Source organism: Pantoea sp. C2G6, from assembly GCF_051336815.1.
Lineage (GTDB): Bacteria > Pseudomonadota > Gammaproteobacteria > Enterobacterales > Enterobacteriaceae > Pantoea.
Window position 1 is genome coordinate 516,595 of sequence record NZ_JBGMNJ010000001.1, and the last position, 17,472, is coordinate 534,066.

A 17,472-nucleotide genomic window follows, 5' to 3' on the forward strand; every position below is an offset into this window, starting at 1 on the left:
TCACGCCGTGGCTGGATTAGAATATCCAGCCCGCGTGGCGTGCAAATTCACGTTGCAGCACGGTGGCTTTGTCCCACTCGCCGACCAGCGCCAGTTGATGACTGAGGCGGGTCAGAGAGAGGCGCGCCAGTTGCCAGGCCTGAAGGCGAAACAAACGATCGCGCGCGTCGTTGGCCATCTCCTGCACCAGGCGATGATGCAGTTTACCCAGGGCGTGCAGGTAGCTCAGATCGTCACCGTTCAACTGGCAGACCTCTGCCATATCCTGACAAATATCGTTAAACTGACGTAATTGCTGAATGGTCGCGTCGTCCCGATCCAGTTTCGCCTGCGCCATATAAACGTCGAGCGTGAGATCACGCAGCGAAAATTGATACTGGTCGATTTTCTGTTGCAGCCAGGCTGAAAGCGAAAGCGGCATAATGTCACTCTGGATGTGAATGATAATAATTATCATATTCATCTGTGGCCTGATTGCAATCGCCGGACAGAAAAATTTATCGATTTATGGTGCCTGTCGGTATAATCGGAAATAACAATCTGTTTACATCACAGAAAGGCGTAACCTATCAATAAGCATTTTTCGTAAAAATGATTTTTTTAAAAAGAGTGAATTATTAATAGGTTATCACCGGCGTCTTCACGCTGACTGTCTCACCCCAAAGTGAGTTGAAGAGGCTATGCTTAATAAATAGGCAAATAAAACAGCACAAGATGATTATCCCTGCAAAACAAGAGGTTGAAGTGATTGGTCAGATCACTACCATAGAGGGATAGCCTGAAAAGGTCCTGACTCAAGAGGTATCAACATGGCATCCGTTAATACAGACTCTTTCTCACCCGACGATTTTGTCTGGAAAGGGCTGACGCTGACTGAAACCGCAGCGCAACAAATTCTCAATCTGGCGGCTCAGGACCCTGATGTCAAGGGGCTACGCCTGAGTGTGAAACAATCCGGCTGCGCCGGTTTTGGTTATGTTATGGATCTGGTGAAAGAGCCCGCCGAAGAGGATTTGCAGTTCTCTTTCCACGGCGCAACGCTGTTTGTGCCGCTTCAGGCGATGCCATTCGTTGATGGCACCGAGCTGGACTACGTTCGCGAAGGCCTGAATCAGATTTTTAAATTCAATAACCCTAAAGCTCAGCACGCCTGCGGGTGCGGTGAGAGCTTTGGCGTCGAGTAAGTGAAATATGTCACGACACAGCGAAACATCTGACGATGTACAAATCTGGGAAGGCAAGCTCAACTACAAAGAGGGCTTCTTTACCCAACTGCAAACCGAAGAATTTGCCAACGGCATCAATGAAGATGTGGTGCGGGCGATCTCGGCCAAGCGTAACGAGCCAGAGTGGATGCTGGAGTTTCGTCTTAAAGCGTTTCGGGCCTGGCTGGAAATGGAAGAGCCACACTGGCTGAAAGCGCATTACGAAAAACTCGACTATCAGGATTACAGCTACTATTCCGCACCCTCCTGCGGCAACTGCGATGACAGCTGCGCTTCTGAACCGGGCGCGACCCAGGCTTCAGGCAGCACACCCGCCAGCGACTATCTGACGCAGGAGGTGGAGAACGCCTTTAATCAGCTGGGCGTGCCGGTGCGTGAAGGCCGGGAAGTGGCGGTCGACGCCATTTTTGACTCGGTGTCAGTAGCGACCACCTATCGTGGCAAGCTGGCGGAGCAGGGGATTATCTTCTGTTCATTCGGCGAAGCGATCCAGGAGCACCCGGAGCTGGTGAAGCAGTATCTCGGCACCGTGGTTCCGGCTAACGACAACTTCTTCGCGGCGCTGAACTCGGCGGTCGCCTCGGACGGCACCTTTGTCTATATCCCGAAAGGGGTGCGCTGTCCGATGGAGCTGTCGACCTACTTCCGCATCAACGCGGCGAAAACCGGTCAGTTCGAACGTACCATTCTGATCGCCGATGAAGACAGCTATGTCAGCTACATCGAAGGCTGTTCAGCGCCAGTGCGTGACAGCTATCAGCTGCATGCGGCGGTGGTGGAAGTGATTATTCACAAAAACGCCGAAGTAAAATATTCAACGGTGCAGAACTGGTTCCCTGGCGGCGAAGGCGAGGGCGGTATCCTCAACTTTGTCACCAAGCGTGCGCTGTGTGAAGGCGACCACAGCAAGATGTCCTGGACGCAGTCTGAAACCGGCTCCGCCATCACCTGGAAATACCCGAGCTGTATTCTGCGCGGGGACTATTCTGTAGGTGAGTTCTACTCGGTGGCCCTGACCAGCGGTCGTCAGCAGGCCGATACCGGCACCAAGATGATCCACATTGGTAAAAACACCAAATCGACCATTATCTCCAAAGGGATCTCGGCCGGTAAAAGTCAGAACACCTATCGCGGACTGGTGAAAATCATGCCAACCGCCACCAACGCCCGTAACTTTACGCAGTGTGACTCGATGCTGATTGGTCCCGATTGTGGCGCGCATACCTTCCCGTATGTTGAAACCCGCAATAATACCGCTCAGCTTGAGCATGAAGCCACGACATCACGTATCGGCGAAGATCAGATGTTCTACTGTCTGCAACGCGGTATCAGTGAAGAAGACGCCATTTCGATGATCGTTAACGGCTTCTGTAAAGACGTATTTTCGGAGCTGCCGCTGGAGTTCGCTGTCGAAGCCCAGAAATTGTTAGCCATCAGCCTTGAGCACAGTGTGGGCTGATGCCGTCACACGCGTTGCCGGAAGCAATGTGAAGGAATAAGCATGTTAAGCATTAAAGATTTGCAAGTCAGTGTTGAAGATAAAGCCATTTTGCGTGGCCTGAACCTGGAGATTAAACCTGGTGAAGTGCACGCGATTATGGGCCCGAACGGCTCAGGTAAAAGTACCCTGTCAGCGACGCTGGCGGGACGTGAAGATTATGAAGTCACCGGCGGTTCGGTCAGCTTCAAAGGGAAAGATCTGCTGGAGCTGGCGCCGGAAGAGCGTGCCGGCGAAGGTATCTTTATGGCGTTCCAGTATCCGGTAGAGATCCCGGGCGTCAGCAACCAGTTCTTCCTGCAAACCTCGGTCAACGCGGTGCGTAAATATCGTCAGCAGGACGAGCTGGACCGCTTTGATTTCCAGGATTTTATCGAAGAGAAAATTCATCTGCTGAAGATGCCGGAAGATCTGCTGACCCGCTCGGTCAACGTCGGCTTCTCCGGCGGTGAGAAAAAGCGTAACGACATCCTGCAAATGGCGGCGCTGGAGCCGGAACTCTGCATACTGGATGAGACCGACTCCGGTCTGGACATTGACGCACTGAAAATTGTGGCCAACGGCGTGAACAGCCTGCGCGACGAGAAGCGCGCCTTTATTATCGTGACCCACTATCAGCGTATTCTGGACTACATCAAGCCGGACTTCGTGCACGTTCTCTATCAGGGCAAAATCGTGAAATCTGGCGACTTCTCGCTGGTGAAACAGCTGGAGGAGCAAGGTTATGGCTGGCTTACCGACGAAGAGTGATTCTGCGCTGCAACAGTGGCATCACCTGTTTGAATCGCGCGGTGAACTGCGCTCACTCCAGGCGCAGCAGCACTGGCAGCAGCTGATGCGGGTTGGCCTGCCAACCCGCAAGCATGAAAACTGGAAATATACGCCGCTGGAGTCGCTGCTGGCACAGCAGTTTGTGTTGCCGGAAGCGCCGCAGACCCTGAGCGCCGAACAGGTTGACGCGCTGGCGCTGCCGCTGGACGCTATCCGGCTGGTCTATGTTGACGGTCAGTTTCAGCCCGCGTTCAGCACCAGCGACAGCGAGCTGTTTGAGATCCAGCACAGCGTGGCCGCTGAGCGCCGTTCCCTGCCGGCGGCGGTGCAGCCCGAAGTGTTCCTGCATCTGACCGAAAGCCTGGCGGAAGAGGTGACCACACTGCGCCTGGCGCGTGGCAAGGCAGCGGCGCGTCCGCTCTACCTGCTGCACATCACCAGCGGTCAGCAGGCGGGCATGAACACCGTGCATCACCGTCATCACCTGCAACTGGATGAGAGCGCGGAAGCGGAAGTCATTGAGCACTACGTTTCGCTGGATGAGCGCGCCCACTTCACCGGTGCCCGCTTCACCTTTGCGGTCGGTGACAATGCCAGACTGACGCACACCAAGCTGGCGTTTGAGAGCCGCGACAGTTATCACTTCGCCCATAACGATCTGGTGATTGGTAATGATGCACAGGTCAGCAGCACCAGCTTCCTGCTGGGCGCCGGTCTGTCGCGTCATAACACCAGTACCCAGCTGAATGGCGAAAACAGCACGCTGGCGATCAACAGCCTGGTGCTGCCGGTGAAACAGGAAGTGGCGGATACCCGTACCTACCTGGAGCACAACAAAGGCCACTGCGTCAGCCGCCAGATGCATAAAACCATCGTGCGTGACAAAGGCCGTGCGGTGTTCAACGGTCACATTAAAGTGGCACAGCACGCGCTGAAAACTGACGGACAGATGACCAACAACAACCTGTTGCTGGGCAAACTCTCCGAAGTGGACACCAAACCGCAGCTGGAAATTTATGCGGATGACGTGAAGTGCAGCCACGGTGCCACCATTGGCCGTATCGATGATGAGCAGATGTTCTACCTGCGTTCGCGCGGAATTGAGCAGGACGCGGCGCAGACCATGATCATCCACGCCTTTGCCGCCGAACTGACCGAAGCGCTGGAAAACGAAGTGCTGCGTCAGGCGGTCCTGCAACGCATTGCTGAACGTTTTCCTGGAGGCGACGTATGATGAACTTCGATCTCGAACGCATCAGGGCTGATTTCCCAATCCTGAAGCGTGAGGTCAACGGTCATCCGCTGGCCTATCTTGACAGTGCCGCCAGCGCACAGCGTCCACTCTCGGTGATCAACGCCGAGAGTCATTTCTATCAGCACGGCTATGCGGCCGTGCACCGCGGTATCCATACGCTGAGCCAGCAGGCGACCAGCGATATGGAAAACGTCCGCGATCAGGCGGCCCGTTTTCTTAACGCTCAATCGCAGGAAGAGATCGTCTTCGTTAAAGGCACCACCGAAGGGATCAACCTGGTAGCGAACAGCTGGGGCAGCAGCCATCTCCAGGCGGGTGACAACCTGATCATCACGGAGATGGAGCACCACGCCAACATCGTCCCGTGGCAGATGCTGGCGCAGCGCACCGGTGCCGAAGTGCGTGTGCTGCCGTTGAACGACAATGGCGAGCTGGCGCTGGAGCAGCTGGCGGGGCTGATTGACAGCCGCACCCGACTGCTGGCCGTGACCCATGTGTCAAACGTGCTCGGTACGGTCAACCCGGTAAAAGCGATCGTCGCGCAGGCGAAAGCCGCTGGCGTTGTCACCCTGGTGGATGGCGCGCAGGCGGTGATGCATGACAAAGTCGACGTGCAGGATATCGGCTGCGATTTCTATGTCTTCTCCAGCCATAAGCTCTATGGGCCAAACGGCGTCGGTATTCTCTACGGCCGCAAAGCGCTGCTGGATGAGATGCCACCGTGGGAAGGGGGCGGATCGATGATTGATCGGGTGATGCTGCCTACCGGCACCACCTGGAACAGCGCGCCCTGGCGTTTTGAAGCGGGTACGCCGAATACCGGCGGCATTATTGGTTTCGGCGCGGCGATGGCCTATGTGCAGGCGCTGGGGCTGGATACCATTCATCAGCGTGAAACCGCGCTGATGAACTACGCGCTCGATAAACTGGCCACGGTGCCGGACATCCAAATCTACGGTCCGCAGGCGCGCGCTGGCGTTATCGCTTTCAATCTGGGCAAGCACCACGCCTATGATGTCGGCAGCTTCCTTGATCAATACGGGATTGCCATTCGCACCGGTCACCACTGCGCGATGCCGCTGATGCAGCACTACAATGTGCCTGCGATGTGCCGCGCCTCCTTCACCTTCTATAACAGTGAAGAGGAAGTGGATCGCCTGGTTGCTGGCCTGACGCGCATTCATCGTCTGCTGGGCGGCTGAACAGTTTTAACGGAGTAACCGATGGCGAATTTGCCGGATAAAGAGAAACTGGTCCGCAACTTTAACCGTTGCGCCAACTGGGAAGAGAAGTACCTCTACATCATTGAACTGGGCTCAAAACTGCCGGAATCGTCTGAAACCCTGCATCAGCCGGAAAACGTGATTTCGGGTTGTCAGAGCCAGGTCTGGATCAGAATGACACCGCAGCCGGATGGCTCCATCGCCTTTGAAGGTGACAGTGACGCGGCTATCGTTAAGGGGCTGATTGCTATCGTATTTAGCCTTTATCAGAACCTGCCGCCCGCCGACATTCTGGCGCTGGATGTGCGCCACTGGTTTGGCGAACTGGCGCTGATGCAGCACCTGACGCCGACCCGGTCGCAGGGGCTGGAGGCGATGATTCGGTCTATTCGCCATACCGCTCAGAACCTCAGCTAAGTTACACTCGACAGACGCCGCCCGGCGTCTGTTTTTTTATCTGACGAGAAAATTGCATGAAACCTGCTTTACGTTTAGCCGGTGCATTGCTGCTGACCTGTTTTGGGCTCTCTGCACCTCTCTTTGCCACCGAATATCCGCTGCCACCCCCTGACAGTCGCCTGATTGGCGAAAACGTACTGGCTCAGGTGCCTGATGACAAACGTCCGCTGGAGGAGATTGCCGCCCGCTATCAGGTGGGGCTGCTGGGCCTGCTGGAGGCGAATCCCGGCACCGATCCCTGGCTGCCCAAAGCGGGCACGCAGCTCACCGTGCCGCTACAGATGCTGCTGCCCGATACGCCGCGCGAAGGCATTGTGGTGAATCTGGCGGAGCTGCGGCTCTACTACTATCCCAAAGGCGAAGACAAGGTGATTGTCTATCCCATTGGTATTGGCCAGCTGGGCGCAGCGACGCCGGTGATGGTGACGCAGATCAGCCAGAAGGTGCCTAATCCGACCTGGACGCCGACGCAGAACATCCGTAAGCGCTACGCCAAAGAGGGCGTCACGCTGCCCGCGGTGGTGCCTGCCGGGCCGGATAATCCGATGGGGCTGTTTGCGCTGCGTCTGGCGCGTGGCACCGGCCAGTATCTGATCCACGGCACCAATGCGAAGTTTGGTATCGGGATGCGCGTCAGCTCCGGCTGCATTCGTCTGCGTTCAGAAGATATTGAAGCGCTGTTTAATTCGGTGCCGAAAGGGACGCGGGTGCAGATTATCAATCAGCCGGTTAAGTACGCGGTAGAGCCGGATGGCAAACGTTACGTTGAGGTCCATCAGCCGTTGTCCCACAACGAAAAGGATGATCCGCAGACCATGCCGTTAGCGCTGAGCGCCGGACTGAAGCAGTTTATGAAAAGTGACAGCAGCGACAGGGCATTGATTAAAGCGAGCCTGGCGCGCCGTTCAGGGATGCCGGTGCTGGTAAGTCAGGGTGAGCCGGTCGAGAACAGCGGCACGCCGCCTGCGGGGCTGGAGCGCGACTCAGCCACTACGGCAGCGCCGGTGGTGCAGGCTGAAGCGGAAAAAGCTGCGCCCTGATAGTGATTGCAGCAGTATGGGCTGAAAAAAGAGCAAAAAAATGGCGCCATAAAGGCGCCATTTTTAAACCAGAACTCTTACTTACGGTAAGAGTGAGCCTGGTTGTCCAGACGCTGGTTAGCGCGAGCTGCGTCATCTTTAGCAGCCTGAACGTCTGAACGCACTGCGTTCACGTCGTTGCTCAGCTGGTCAACTTTAGCGTTCAGAGTCTGAACGTCTGAAGACAGCTGGTCGATTTTAGCGTTGCTTGAGCAACCAGCCAGCATAGTTGAAGCCAGAACTACCGCGCCCAGTACCAGTTTAGTACGATTCATTATTTATACCCTCTAGATTGAGTTAATCTCTATGTAGCCTTACAAGTATTACACAAAGCTTTTTAAGTTGAGAATAAATTTTTGATGAGAAGATGCTTAAATTTGATCGTTCGCTCAAAGAAGCAGCGAATCGCAGCAGATGATAAAAAAATTTAGCGAAAACAGAGGGATTTAATCGGATTAACCTTAATGTAAAGTGAATTTGAATAGTTATTTTCGATTGGAGTTTTGTGGCATTTGTATTAAGTAAAAATAAAAAAAGCGCCTCTGAAAGGCGCTTCTGAATTAAAGGTCGAAATAGTTTTACAGGACGTGTACTGAGGCGGTGTTGGTAGTTCCGCTTGGTACTAATGCACCTGAGACCAGCACCACCACGTCGCCTTTCTGACCATAGCCGCTTTCCAGCGCCGCTTCTTTACCCAGGCGGTAGAAATCGTCAGTAGAGGCGATTTCAGAGACCAGGCGGGTTTCGATCCCTTTGCTCAGGATCAGCTGACGGGCGGTGGTCGGGTTAGTGGTCAGCGCCAGGATAGTGGCGTTCGGGAAATATTTACGCACCGCTTTCGCTGATTTACCGCCTTCGGTCGCCACCACAATCAGTGGAGCTTCCAGCTTCTCAGCGGTCTCTACCGCACCGCGGCAGACCGCCTCGGTGATGCGCAGCTTGCGGGTGTCGTTCTGGCTGTCGATGCGCGGCTTCATGACGCGATCGGTACGCTCACAGATGGTCGCCATGATGGTGACCGACTCCAGCGGATAGCGGCCTTTGGCGCTTTCGCCTGACAGCATCACTGCGTCAGTGCCGTCGAGGATGGCGTTAGCCACGTCACCGGCTTCAGCGCGGGTAGGGCGCGGGTTCTTGATCATCGAATCGAGCATCTGGGTGGCGGTGATCACCACTTTGCGCGCTTTATTACACTTCTTGATCATCATCTTCTGAGCGAAGATTACCTCTTCAACCGGGATCTCAACGCCCAGGTCGCCACGCGCGACCATGATGCCGTCAGAGGCTTCCAGAATCTCGTCGAAGTTGTTCAGGCCTTCCTGGTTTTCAATCTTGGAGATGATCTGAATGTGCTCGCCGCCGTGCTGTTTCAGGTGCTCACGGATTTCCAGCACGTCAGAACGTTTACGGATGAACGAGGCCGCGACAAAGTCAACGCCCTGCTCGCAACCGAAAATCAGGTCACGCTTATCTTTTTCCGCCAGCGCAGGCAGCTGAATGGAGACGCCCGGCAGGTTGACGCCTTTGTTCTCACCCAGGTCGCCGTTGTTCAGCACTTTACATACCACGCTGTTTTCGGTGACGTCGGTCACTTCCATACCGATCAGGCCATCATCAACCAGCACGGTGTCACCGATTTTCAGATCGGCGGTGAAGCCAGGGTAGGTGACCGCAACACGTTCGCTGTTGCCGATCACGCTCTGATCGGTGGTGAAGGTGAAAGTCTGACCCGCTTTCAGTGACGCATCGTTGCCGCCTTCCAGCTTCATGGTGCGGATTTCGGGGCCTTTGGTATCCAGCAGAATAGCCGCCTGACGACCGGTTTTTTCCATGACGGCACGCATGTTGGTGATGCGTTGACCATGCTCGGCGTAATCGCCGTGGGAGAAGTTAAGACGCATAACATTCATGCCCGCTTCAAGCAGCTGGGTCAGCATCTCTTCGGATTCGGTTTTCGGGCCGATAGTACAAACGATTTTAGTCTTTTTCATGACGGATTATCTGTAAGTTGTGATGGATGATAAAGGGCGAAGTCCGATGGCAGCGCATCGAAGTGAAAATTCTGGTTATGAACGGAATGAACAACACTGAGTAAGAATAGGTGACGAAGGCCAGGCGTGCAGGGAAGTTGTGCGGTTACGGTTGGTAACCACCAGGCTGTTGTTGCGCAAATCATTTGAGTTATCGCAGTAAGCACGTGATCGCTGAAACCTTTCAAGAGAACAACGCGGGACAGTATAGTCGCTAAGTATGCGAAAACCAATCAAAAAGCGGCAGAGGGAGCAGATGTAGATCAATAAAAGCGTGGTTGCGCAAGCGGGAGAAATTCTGAAAGTGGTGCGCTCTAATGGACTCGAACCATCGACCCCCACCATGTCAAGGTGGTGCTCTAACCAACTGAGCTAAGAGCGCATACTAAATATTGGTGCGTCCGAGTGGACTCGAACCACCGACCCCCACCATGTCAAGGTGGTGCTCTAACCAACTGAGCTACGGACGCACTTGGTGCGCTCTAATGGACTCGAACCATCGACCCCCACCATGTCAAGGTGGTGCTCTAACCAACTGAGCTAAGAGCGCAACACGCTGTCAGGGCGACAGCGGGGACGAATATTAACGGCAGCGTGTGAGGCTGGCAAGGGGAAAATAGTTTTTTCGCCATGACTGAGCAGCAACTGTGCTAACCGTCGATTTTTTCAGCTTTTTTCGCGGCGCGGCGCTTTTGAGGCACCGCGCGCGCTTAGCGTTCGGCCCGCGCCATGATCACCCCGGCCGGTGCCCGCTGTAACCGCCTGATGCGCCAGATCATCATGATTGCCGCTGAGGTCAGGCCAATAATAAAGCCACACCAGAAGCCAGCCGGCCCCATACGCGGCACCAGCCAGTCGGTCAGCGCCAGCAGATAGCCGGCGGGCAGGCCGAGCAGCCAGTAGGCGATAAAGGTGATAAAGAAGATCGACCGGGTATCTTTATAACCGCGCAGGATCCCGCTGCCGATTACCTGAATCGAGTCGGAGAACTGATAGATGGCCGCCAGCAGCATCAGCTGAGCGGCCAGCGTGACCACCGCCGGATTATCGTTATAGAGCAGGGCGATCTGGTGACGAAAGGTCACGGTAAAAATCGCCGTCAGCGCCGCCATCGAGATCCCGACACCCTGTGCCGTCCAGGCCGCCACTTTGGCCTGCTCGGTCGAGCCCTGTCCCAGCCGATAGCCGACCCGGATGGTGGTCGCCACCCCCAGCGACAGCGGCAGGACGAACATCAGCGAACTGAAGTTCAGCGCAATCTGATGACCCGCCACGTTAACGATGCCGAGCGGCGAGACCAGCAGCGCCACCACGGCGAACAGAGTCACTTCAAAGAACAGCGCCAGCGCCACCGGCAGGCCCAGCGTCATCAGCCGGGTAAGAATCGGACGGGAGGGCGCTGACCAGCGGCTCGCCATGCGAATATCGCGCATGCTGCCCATCCGCCGCAGCCAGAAACGCAGGCAGATAAACATCACCCAGTAGACTGAGGCGGTCGCGACCCCGCAGCCTACCCCGCCCAGCGCCGGCATACCGAAGTGACCATAGATAAAGATATAGTTAAGCGGGATGTTAAACATCAGGCCGAGAAAGCCCAGCATCATGCCCGGCTTGGTTTTTGACAGACCTTCACACTGATTACGCAGCACCTGGAAGAACAGGTAGCCCGGCGCGCCAAACAGCAGAGCATGCAGATAGCCCTCCGCTTTCCGCGCCAGTTGCGGATCGATGTCGTGCATCGCCTGAATCAGATAACCGGCATGCCATAACAGCACCATGATCAGGATGGAAACAAAGAAGGCCAGCCAGTATCCCTGACGAATCTGCTCGGCGATGCGTTCACGGCGGCCTGAGCCGTTGAGTTGCGCAACGGTGGGCGTCAATGCAAGCAGAAGACCATGACCAAACAGGATGGCCGGAAGCCAGATGGAGGTGCCGACAGCAACGGCGGCCATATCCGTGGCGCTGACGGCGCCGGCCATAATGGTATCCACAAATCCCATTGCGGTCTGGGCCACCTGAGCCAGGATGACCGGAATCGCAAGGGCCAGCAATTGACGCGCTTCTGTTAAATACTTCTGCACGTTAACACCTGACTTGTTGAATGAATAAAGGGCAAGGGCAGAGAAGCCCAGGAATTGCGGAACCTAGTGTAACTGGCCGGGCTGAATTCGCCAATCTTTGTCACAGGATGCGGTTTGCCGCGCGCTACCGGCTGAAATCCAACAGCGTAGCTGAGCTGTGATAAACTAGCCAAAACTTCTCAGAGGCCAGGACTATGTTTACCGGAATTGTACAGGGCACCGCAGAGATTGTGTCCATTGACGAGAAAGAGCTGTTTCGCACGCATACCATCAGGCTGCCGGAAGCCCTGCTGCCGGGGCTGGAGCTGGGGGCATCGGTGGCGCACAACGGCTGCTGTTTAACCGTAACGGCGATTGACGGCGACCGTGTCAGTTTTGACTTAATTAAAGAGACGCTGCGGGTCACCAATCTGGGCGATTTACGTCAGGGCGACGTGGTCAATATCGAGCGGGCGGCGAAGTTCAGCGATGAAATTGGCGGCCACCTGATGTCGGGCCATATTATGACCACCGCGGAGATCTGCAAAATTATCCAGTCGGAGCATAACCGCGAGGTCTGGTTTAAAATTCAGGACCCGACGCAGATGAAATATATCCTGCACAAAGGGTTTGTCGGCATCGACGGTATCAGCCTGACTGTCGGCGATGTGACTAAGACGAAGTTCTGTGTCTACCTGATCCCGGAGACGCTGGAGCGCACCACGCTGGGGGCGAAGACCTTTGGCGATCGGGTCAATATTGAGATCGATCCGCATACCCAGGCGATTGTGGAGACCGTTGAGCGGGTGCTGGCGCAGCGCGACGCCACGGCAGCGATGAGTCTGCTGACCGGGCAATCCGGCGACGACAATTAAATAAAGGCGCGTCAGCGCCTTTTTTATTGCCGCAGGCGTGGCCTCAGCGCGCAACGCGCAGGCCACCTTCAATACCGCGACTGAACAGCACCTGCCACAGCTGAATATCGCGCGCCCGGAACGCACCGGCGCAGGCGTTAAGATAGTAAGAGAACATCCGTTTAAAGCGTTCGCCATAACTGTCGGCGAGTTGCGGCCAGGCCTGGAGAAAGCGTTCATACCAGGCCATCAATGTCCGGTCGTAATCCGCGCCAAAGTTATGCCAGTCTTCCAGAATAAAGTGGGGTTCGCTGGCATCCGCGATATGCCGCACCGAAGGCAGACAGCCGTTGGGGAAAATATATTTATCGATCCACGGATCGACATTCATATCCGTTTTAATCGCGCCAATGGTATGCAGCAGGAAAAGGCCATCTGGTTTTAAATTACGATCGACCACGTCGAAATAGGTGGCGTAATTTTTTGGCCCGACATGTTCAAACATCCCTACAGAGACAATACGGTCAAACTGCTCATGCAGGTCACGGTAATCCTGCAACAGGATCGTGACATCCAATCCCTGACAGCGCTGCTGCGCCATTTTCTGCTGTTCAGCGGAAATCGTCACGCCATGGACCTTAACGTCATAATGGCGGGCGGCAAATTCCGCCAGCCCGCCCCAGCCGCAGCCAATATCCAGCAGCGACATGCCCGGCTCCAGCGCGAGCTTCTGGCAGATCATATTCAGTTTGGCTTGCTGCGCCGCCTCCAGGGTGGTGGCCTCTTTCCAGTAGCCGCAGGAGTATTGCATGTAAGGGTCGAGCATCTCAGAAAAGAGATCGTTGCCGAGATCGTAATGCTCTTTACCGACGATCCAGGCGCGTTTTTTTGATTGCAGATTGGTTAAACGCGCGGCGGCAATACGCAGGGTATCTTTAAAATGATGAGGAAGTTGCTGGTCCAGATTATGTTTCAGCACGCGGTGGAAAAAAATATCCAGCCGGTCGCAATCCCACCATCCATCCATATAGCTCTCGCCAAGCCCAAGCGAACCCTCCTGCAGAACACGTTTAAAGAAACCAGGATGATTAATCTGAATGTCCCAGGGACGTGAACCATTGATGTCAATATCCGCTTTTTCCAGCAGTTCATGAACGATACGGTACCAATGGTTCTCTTCAAGGATCACTTCTTCTGCATAGGATGAACTCATAGCTTTTCCACCACCTGTCCAATCGGAGCCTGAAAAAAGAGTAGTCAATTTCTTCAGGAGTTGAGAAAAGTCACGGATGACTCCGCACACCGGTTATGTGTGATACAGAGGACTGGCACTCCCTGAACAGGGCTGGCACGGCAGGAATAACGCGCACGAAGACCTTCCCGGTAACAGGTTACCAATCGGTTTGTTTCGTTATTATTTTATTGATTTATAGCAGGTTATTGACCTGGATGATTATATGATCACCCAAGTCAATATTCAATGACTTATTGTTAGGCTGCTAACTAAAGATCATTGTTTCAGTGATTATCCTGGCAGTCAGGTAGCGGAGAGGCAACAGCAGATCGTGCGCTTGCCCTGCGCTGCATCAGGTAACCGCTCAGGGCGAGCAGGATGGTCACCGTCATCATCAGCGTGGTGGTGAAGAGCGCCTGAGTTAATCCGGCCGAAACCGCCAGGCTGGCGGCGAAGCAGAGTCCTAACTGCAAAGTGTTCTGTAGCGCAGCCGCTTTACCGGTGGCGTGCGGGAAAGGCATCAGTGCGCCGGAGACCACAATCGGATAGATCGCGCCATTGGCCAGCGCCATGCCGCAGAACGGCACCATCAGGCCGATCAGCGTCGCAGTGCCAGAGAGCGCGACACCAAACAGCGCCAGAATACTCAGGCTGTAGAGCAGCAGCAGCCAGGGCAGCAGCTGTGCGCCACTAAAACGGTTAAGCAGGGCACGACAGCCAAAACCGCCAATCAGGAAAGCCAGCGTCTGGGGCAGATAGCTCAGCCCGATGTCGGCTGGCGAGAGCCCCAGATCGGCCAGAATAAAGGGCGAACCGGTCAGCCAGGCAAAAAAGCTGGCGGAACAGGCGGAATAGATCAGAACGTTACCGCTGTAAATCCGGGATTTCACCAGCGAGAGAAAACCTGGCTGCGCACCTTTGTCAGCGGCCACCGGACGCGCACCCGGCAGACGCAACGTGGTCAGAATCAGCGCGACCGCAGTCAGGGTCAGCACCAGGAAAATGGAGCGCCAGTGGAAATGGCCAATCAGCCAGGCACCCAGCAGCGGGGCCAGCGCGGGGGAGAGCGCAACCAGCGGCATGATGGTGGCGAACACTTTATTGGCGCGCGCCGCCGGATAGCGATCGACCACCAGCGCCTGCCAGCTTACGGCGGCGGCGCAGACGCCAATCGCCTGCGCAAAACGCAGCAGCAGCATCAGATAGATATTACTCACCCACAGCATCCCGGCGCAGCCGACAGCAAACAGCGTCAGCCCGGCCAGCAGCACCGGCTTGCGCCCGATGCGATCGGAGAGCGGCCCCCAGAAGAGCTGACCGCAGGCAAAGCCCGCCAGGAACAGGCTCAGGCTGGCGCTGATCAGACCCGGCGAGCTGTTAAAGGTCTGCTGCATCGCACCGAAGGCGGGCAGGTACATATCAGTGGCTAAAAAGCCCAGCATGCTCAGCAGAGCAAGATAGGGCATAAATCCTTTGGTCGGTAACATGTGCTTCTCATTTTGCAGGATAAACGCGGCAGAGTGTAAAAGGTGCGTTTGCGGCTGTGAAACGCTAATATTTGCCGATTGCTGTTAAAATTTTTGAAGGCAGATTATGTGGTCGGAATATGCATTAGAGGTGGTTGACGCAGTGGCGCGCGGTGGCAGTTTCAGCGCGGCGGCGCAGGAGCTGCATCGCGTCCCTTCTGCCATCAGCTATACGGTGCGCCAGCTGGAGACCTGGCTGGCGGTGCCGCTGTTTGAACGCCAGCATCGGGAGGTGGTATTAACGCCTGCGGGCGAGCATTTTGTCCGTGAAGGGCGCAGCGTCATCAAAAAAATGCTCGCCACACGCCGACAGTGTCAGCAGCTGGCTAACGGCTGGCGCGGCCAGTTAAGCCTGGCGATTGACTGCATCGTGAAACCCGAGCGGACCCGGCAACTGGTGAAAGATTTTTATCGCCATTTCCCCGATATGGAGCTGCACATCAGCTATGAAGTGTTTAACGGCGTCTGGGATGCGCTGGCGGATGGCCGGGTTGAAGTGGCGATTGGCGCGACCCAGGCGATCCCGGTTGGCGGACGTTTCGCCTTCCGCGATATGGGGAAGCTCAACTGGCGCTGCGTGGTTGCGCATCATCATCCGCTGACGCAGGCCAGCCAGATCGATGAAGATACGCTGCGCAGCTGGCCGTCGCTGGTGCTGGAGGATACCTCCCGCGCGCTGCCGCGCCGGATGACATGGACGCTGGATAACCAGCGCCGGCTGGTGGTACCGGAATGGCAGACCGGGCTGGACTGTTTGCTGGCGGGATTGTGCGTCGCGATGGTGCCAGGTCATCTGGCGAAACCGCTGCTCGACAGCGGCGATCTGGTTGAGCTGACGCTGCCGGTGGCCTTTCCTGACAGCCCCTGCTGCGTCAGCTGGGCGGAAGATCGCGCATCCCCGGCAACCGCCTGGCTGCTGAACTACCTGGGTGATGCGCAGACGCTTAATCAGGAGTGGCTGAGCGAGGATTAACGGCGATAGTCGCGGAACGGACCATCCGCGACCGAACGGCGTTCAATCAGGGTAGGGTGCACTTCAATCGTCTGTGACACTTCGCGTTTGCTGGTGATACGGTCCAGCAGCATATCCAGCGCTTTCTCACCCAGCTGGGCTTTCGGCTGATGGACGGTGGTCAGGGCCGGGGCGAAATAGCGCGCGTTGCGCACATTGTCATAGCCGATCACCGAAATATCCTGCGGCACCCGCAGGCCCATCTCGTCGGCGGCACAAATCGCGCCCATCGCCATAATGTCGCCGCCACAGAACACCGCGGTCGGACGCTGTTTCTGCGACAGAATCTGCTGCATCGCCTGATAACCCGACTCCGGCTCAAAGTCACCCTGCACGATCCATTCGGGACGCGGCTGAATCCCCGCTTCTTCCAGCGCTTTCAGAAAACCGGCATGGCGTCCGCCGCCGGTGTTACGCTCCATCTGACCGGGGATAGCACCAATATCGCGGTGGCCGCGCTCAATCAGATAACGGCCGGCCAGATAGCCGCCCTGGAAGGCATTATCCAGCACGGTGTCGGTAAAGTCGGCGCGTGACTCGCCCCAGTCCATCACCACCATCGGAATATTACGGTTCTCTTCCAGCATCTTCAGCAGATCGTCCGGGTATTCAGAGCACATCACCAGCAGGCCATCGACGCGCTTCTGCGCCATCATGCTGAGGTAAGCGCGCTGTTTTTGCAGATCGTTATGGGCATTGCCGAGGATCAGGGTGTAGCCCTTGTCAAAGCAGTGATTCTCCACGGCTTCGATAATTTCAGCGAAATAGGGCGCTTCGCTGGAGGTGGCAAGCAGGCCCAGCGTTTTGGTGTGATTCACCTTCAGGCTGCGCGCCACGGCGCTGGGTGAGTAGTGCAGCTCCTGAATCGCCTGCCAGACCGCGTTGCGCGTCTCTTCCGCCACAAAGCGCGTTTTATTAATGACGTGCGAAACGGTGGTCGTTGAGACGCCGGCGCGTTTTGCCACATCTTTGATTGTTGCCATGAAAATCGGACTCCAGTGCTTATCTAACTCGCTGATAAGCGTAATGTTAAACGTTTGCGTCTGCCCAGGGGGTTTTCCTGCAATCATGCCTCTTTTCTGGCCGGTAAACAGGCGTCTGGCGGGTAAATAGCGCCTGGAAAAGCGAGCAAACGGAATCGGGGTTGCGCGCGTTGCGCAACAAAGGCGGGATTCTAACAAGGCTGACCGGATAAAACGAGATTTTTACCGGTCCCTGTGGGAAAATGCTATATCCCTACAT

The 17,472-nt window shown here is 55.9% G+C and carries 16 protein-coding genes and 3 tRNA genes; 9 read left to right on the forward strand and 10 right to left on the reverse strand.

Going from position 1 to position 17,472, the window contains the following annotated elements; all coding sequences use genetic code 11:
* Positions 1 to 16 precede the first annotated feature (16 nt).
* Positions 17 to 421 carry a hypothetical protein gene (locus ACCW71_RS02470; protein WP_436369712.1) on the reverse strand — a complete coding sequence of 135 codons (405 nt, stop codon included), beginning with the start codon at positions 419 to 421 and terminating at the stop codon, positions 17 to 19.
* A gap of 388 nt (positions 422 to 809) precedes the next feature.
* Here ACCW71_RS02470 and sufA point away from each other — a divergent pair, with 388 nt between their 5' ends.
* The 7 genes from sufA to ACCW71_RS02505 are packed head-to-tail and all read left to right on the forward strand — an operon-like array spanning position 810 to position 7,472.
* The gene (gene sufA / locus ACCW71_RS02475) at positions 810 to 1,184 is read left to right on the forward strand and encodes a Fe-S cluster assembly scaffold SufA (RefSeq protein ID WP_436369407.1); all 375 of its coding nucleotides are present in this window, start codon (positions 810 to 812) and stop codon (positions 1,182 to 1,184) included.
* A 7-nt stretch (positions 1,185 to 1,191) separates the two neighbouring features.
* Positions 1,192 to 2,685, forward strand: coding sequence for a Fe-S cluster assembly protein SufB (gene sufB / locus ACCW71_RS02480; RefSeq protein WP_436369409.1), 1,494 nt, complete (start codon positions 1,192 to 1,194; stop codon positions 2,683 to 2,685).
* A 42-nt stretch (positions 2,686 to 2,727) separates the two neighbouring features.
* A complete protein-coding gene (gene sufC, locus ACCW71_RS02485; protein ID WP_013357697.1) occupies positions 2,728 to 3,474 on the forward strand; it encodes a Fe-S cluster assembly ATPase SufC in 747 nt (248 codons plus the stop codon).
* Positions 3,449 to 4,729 carry a Fe-S cluster assembly protein SufD gene (gene sufD, locus ACCW71_RS02490; protein WP_436369410.1) on the forward strand — a complete coding sequence of 427 codons (1,281 nt, stop codon included), beginning with the start codon at positions 3,449 to 3,451 and terminating at the stop codon, positions 4,727 to 4,729. The genes sufC and sufD overlap by 26 nt, the downstream gene beginning before the upstream one ends.
* Positions 4,729 to 5,952, forward strand: a complete 1,224-nt coding sequence (sufS, locus tag ACCW71_RS02495) for a cysteine desulfurase SufS (RefSeq protein WP_436369713.1) — start codon at positions 4,729 to 4,731, stop codon at positions 5,950 to 5,952. The genes sufD and sufS overlap by 1 nt, the downstream gene beginning before the upstream one ends.
* Before the next feature lie 21 nt (positions 5,953 to 5,973).
* Positions 5,974 to 6,390 carry a cysteine desulfuration protein SufE gene (gene sufE / locus ACCW71_RS02500; protein ID WP_436369412.1) on the forward strand — a complete coding sequence of 139 codons (417 nt, stop codon included), beginning with the start codon at positions 5,974 to 5,976 and terminating at the stop codon, positions 6,388 to 6,390.
* Positions 6,391 to 6,446: 56 nt separating this feature from the next.
* Positions 6,447 to 7,472, forward strand: a complete 1,026-nt coding sequence (locus ACCW71_RS02505) for a L,D-transpeptidase family protein (protein ID WP_436369413.1) — start codon at positions 6,447 to 6,449, stop codon at positions 7,470 to 7,472.
* A gap of 77 nt (positions 7,473 to 7,549) precedes the next feature.
* Here the strand turns inward: ACCW71_RS02505 and ACCW71_RS02510 are convergent, their stop codons facing one another.
* The 6 genes from ACCW71_RS02510 to ACCW71_RS02535 all read right to left on the reverse strand — a co-directional run bounded on the left by ACCW71_RS02510 (position 7,550) and on the right by ACCW71_RS02535 (position 11,625).
* Complete coding sequence (locus tag ACCW71_RS02510) at positions 7,550 to 7,786, reverse strand: major outer membrane lipoprotein (protein WP_003853216.1); 237 nt, start codon at positions 7,784 to 7,786, stop codon at positions 7,550 to 7,552.
* A 303-nt stretch (positions 7,787 to 8,089) separates the two neighbouring features.
* Entirely contained in the window at positions 8,090 to 9,502 is a 1,413-nt protein-coding gene (gene pykF / locus ACCW71_RS02515) for a pyruvate kinase PykF (protein WP_436369414.1), read from the reverse strand.
* Positions 9,503 to 9,846: 344 nt separating this feature from the next.
* A tRNA-Val gene (locus ACCW71_RS02520) sits at positions 9,847 to 9,923 on the reverse strand.
* Between the two features lie 11 nt (positions 9,924 to 9,934).
* Positions 9,935 to 10,011: transfer RNA gene (locus ACCW71_RS02525), tRNA-Val, on the reverse strand.
* 3 nt (positions 10,012 to 10,014) lie between these two features.
* Positions 10,015 to 10,091 (reverse strand) — tRNA-Val (locus tag ACCW71_RS02530).
* A gap of 160 nt (positions 10,092 to 10,251) precedes the next feature.
* Complete coding sequence (locus tag ACCW71_RS02535) at positions 10,252 to 11,625, reverse strand: MATE family efflux transporter (protein ID WP_436369416.1); 1,374 nt, start codon at positions 11,623 to 11,625, stop codon at positions 10,252 to 10,254.
* A gap of 194 nt (positions 11,626 to 11,819) precedes the next feature.
* Between ACCW71_RS02535 and ACCW71_RS02540 the strand changes: the two genes are divergently transcribed.
* The gene (locus ACCW71_RS02540) at positions 11,820 to 12,479 is read left to right on the forward strand and encodes a riboflavin synthase subunit alpha (protein ID WP_436369418.1); all 660 of its coding nucleotides are present in this window, start codon (positions 11,820 to 11,822) and stop codon (positions 12,477 to 12,479) included.
* 43 nt (positions 12,480 to 12,522) lie between these two features.
* Here the strand turns inward: ACCW71_RS02540 and cfa are convergent, their stop codons facing one another.
* Both cfa and punC read right to left on the reverse strand, forming a co-directional pair.
* Positions 12,523 to 13,671, reverse strand: coding sequence for a cyclopropane fatty acyl phospholipid synthase (cfa, locus tag ACCW71_RS02545; protein WP_436369419.1), 1,149 nt, complete (start codon positions 13,669 to 13,671; stop codon positions 12,523 to 12,525).
* A gap of 305 nt (positions 13,672 to 13,976) precedes the next feature.
* Positions 13,977 to 15,179 (reverse strand): purine nucleoside transporter PunC, encoded by a 1,203-nt coding sequence (punC, locus tag ACCW71_RS02550; RefSeq protein WP_436369420.1) that lies wholly within the window; start codon positions 15,177 to 15,179, stop codon positions 13,977 to 13,979.
* 106 nt (positions 15,180 to 15,285) lie between these two features.
* On the opposite strand from punC, the gene punR reads away from it, so the two are divergent.
* Positions 15,286 to 16,191, forward strand: a complete 906-nt coding sequence (gene punR / locus ACCW71_RS02555) for a DNA-binding transcriptional activator PunR (protein ID WP_436369422.1) — start codon at positions 15,286 to 15,288, stop codon at positions 16,189 to 16,191.
* Here the strand turns inward: punR and purR are convergent.
* A complete protein-coding gene (purR, locus tag ACCW71_RS02560; RefSeq protein ID WP_436369424.1) occupies positions 16,188 to 17,213 on the reverse strand; it encodes an HTH-type transcriptional repressor PurR in 1,026 nt (341 codons plus the stop codon). The two genes, punR and purR, sit on opposite strands and share 4 nt — an antisense overlap.
* Positions 17,214 to 17,472: the final 259 nt, after the last annotated feature.

Bases quoted from the DNA above. Each gene is read 5' to 3' on its own strand.
- ACCW71_RS02470 (WP_436369712.1), bottom strand. From the start codon at position 421: ATGCCGCTTTCGCTTTCAGCCTGGCTGCAACAGAAAATCGACCAGTAT.
- sufA (WP_436369407.1), top strand. From the start codon at position 810: ATGGCATCCGTTAATACAGACTCTTTCTCACCCGACGATTTTGTCTGG.
- sufB (WP_436369409.1), top strand. From the start codon at position 1,192: ATGTCACGACACAGCGAAACATCTGACGATGTACAAATCTGGGAAGGC.
- sufC (WP_013357697.1), top strand. From the start codon at position 2,728: ATGTTAAGCATTAAAGATTTGCAAGTCAGTGTTGAAGATAAAGCCATT.
- sufD (WP_436369410.1), top strand. From the start codon at position 3,449: ATGGCTGGCTTACCGACGAAGAGTGATTCTGCGCTGCAACAGTGGCAT.
- sufS (WP_436369713.1), top strand. From the start codon at position 4,729: ATGAACTTCGATCTCGAACGCATCAGGGCTGATTTCCCAATCCTGAAG.
- sufE (WP_436369412.1), top strand. From the start codon at position 5,974: ATGGCGAATTTGCCGGATAAAGAGAAACTGGTCCGCAACTTTAACCGT.
- ACCW71_RS02505 (WP_436369413.1), top strand. From the start codon at position 6,447: ATGAAACCTGCTTTACGTTTAGCCGGTGCATTGCTGCTGACCTGTTTT.
- ACCW71_RS02510 (WP_003853216.1), bottom strand. From the start codon at position 7,786: ATGAATCGTACTAAACTGGTACTGGGCGCGGTAGTTCTGGCTTCAACT.
- pykF (WP_436369414.1), bottom strand. From the start codon at position 9,502: ATGAAAAAGACTAAAATCGTTTGTACTATCGGCCCGAAAACCGAATCC.
- ACCW71_RS02540 (WP_436369418.1), top strand. From the start codon at position 11,820: ATGTTTACCGGAATTGTACAGGGCACCGCAGAGATTGTGTCCATTGAC.
- cfa (WP_436369419.1), bottom strand. From the start codon at position 13,671: ATGAGTTCATCCTATGCAGAAGAAGTGATCCTTGAAGAGAACCATTGG.
- punC (WP_436369420.1), bottom strand. From the start codon at position 15,179: ATGTTACCGACCAAAGGATTTATGCCCTATCTTGCTCTGCTGAGCATG.
- punR (WP_436369422.1), top strand. From the start codon at position 15,286: ATGTGGTCGGAATATGCATTAGAGGTGGTTGACGCAGTGGCGCGCGGT.
- purR (WP_436369424.1), bottom strand. From the start codon at position 17,213: ATGGCAACAATCAAAGATGTGGCAAAACGCGCCGGCGTCTCAACGACC.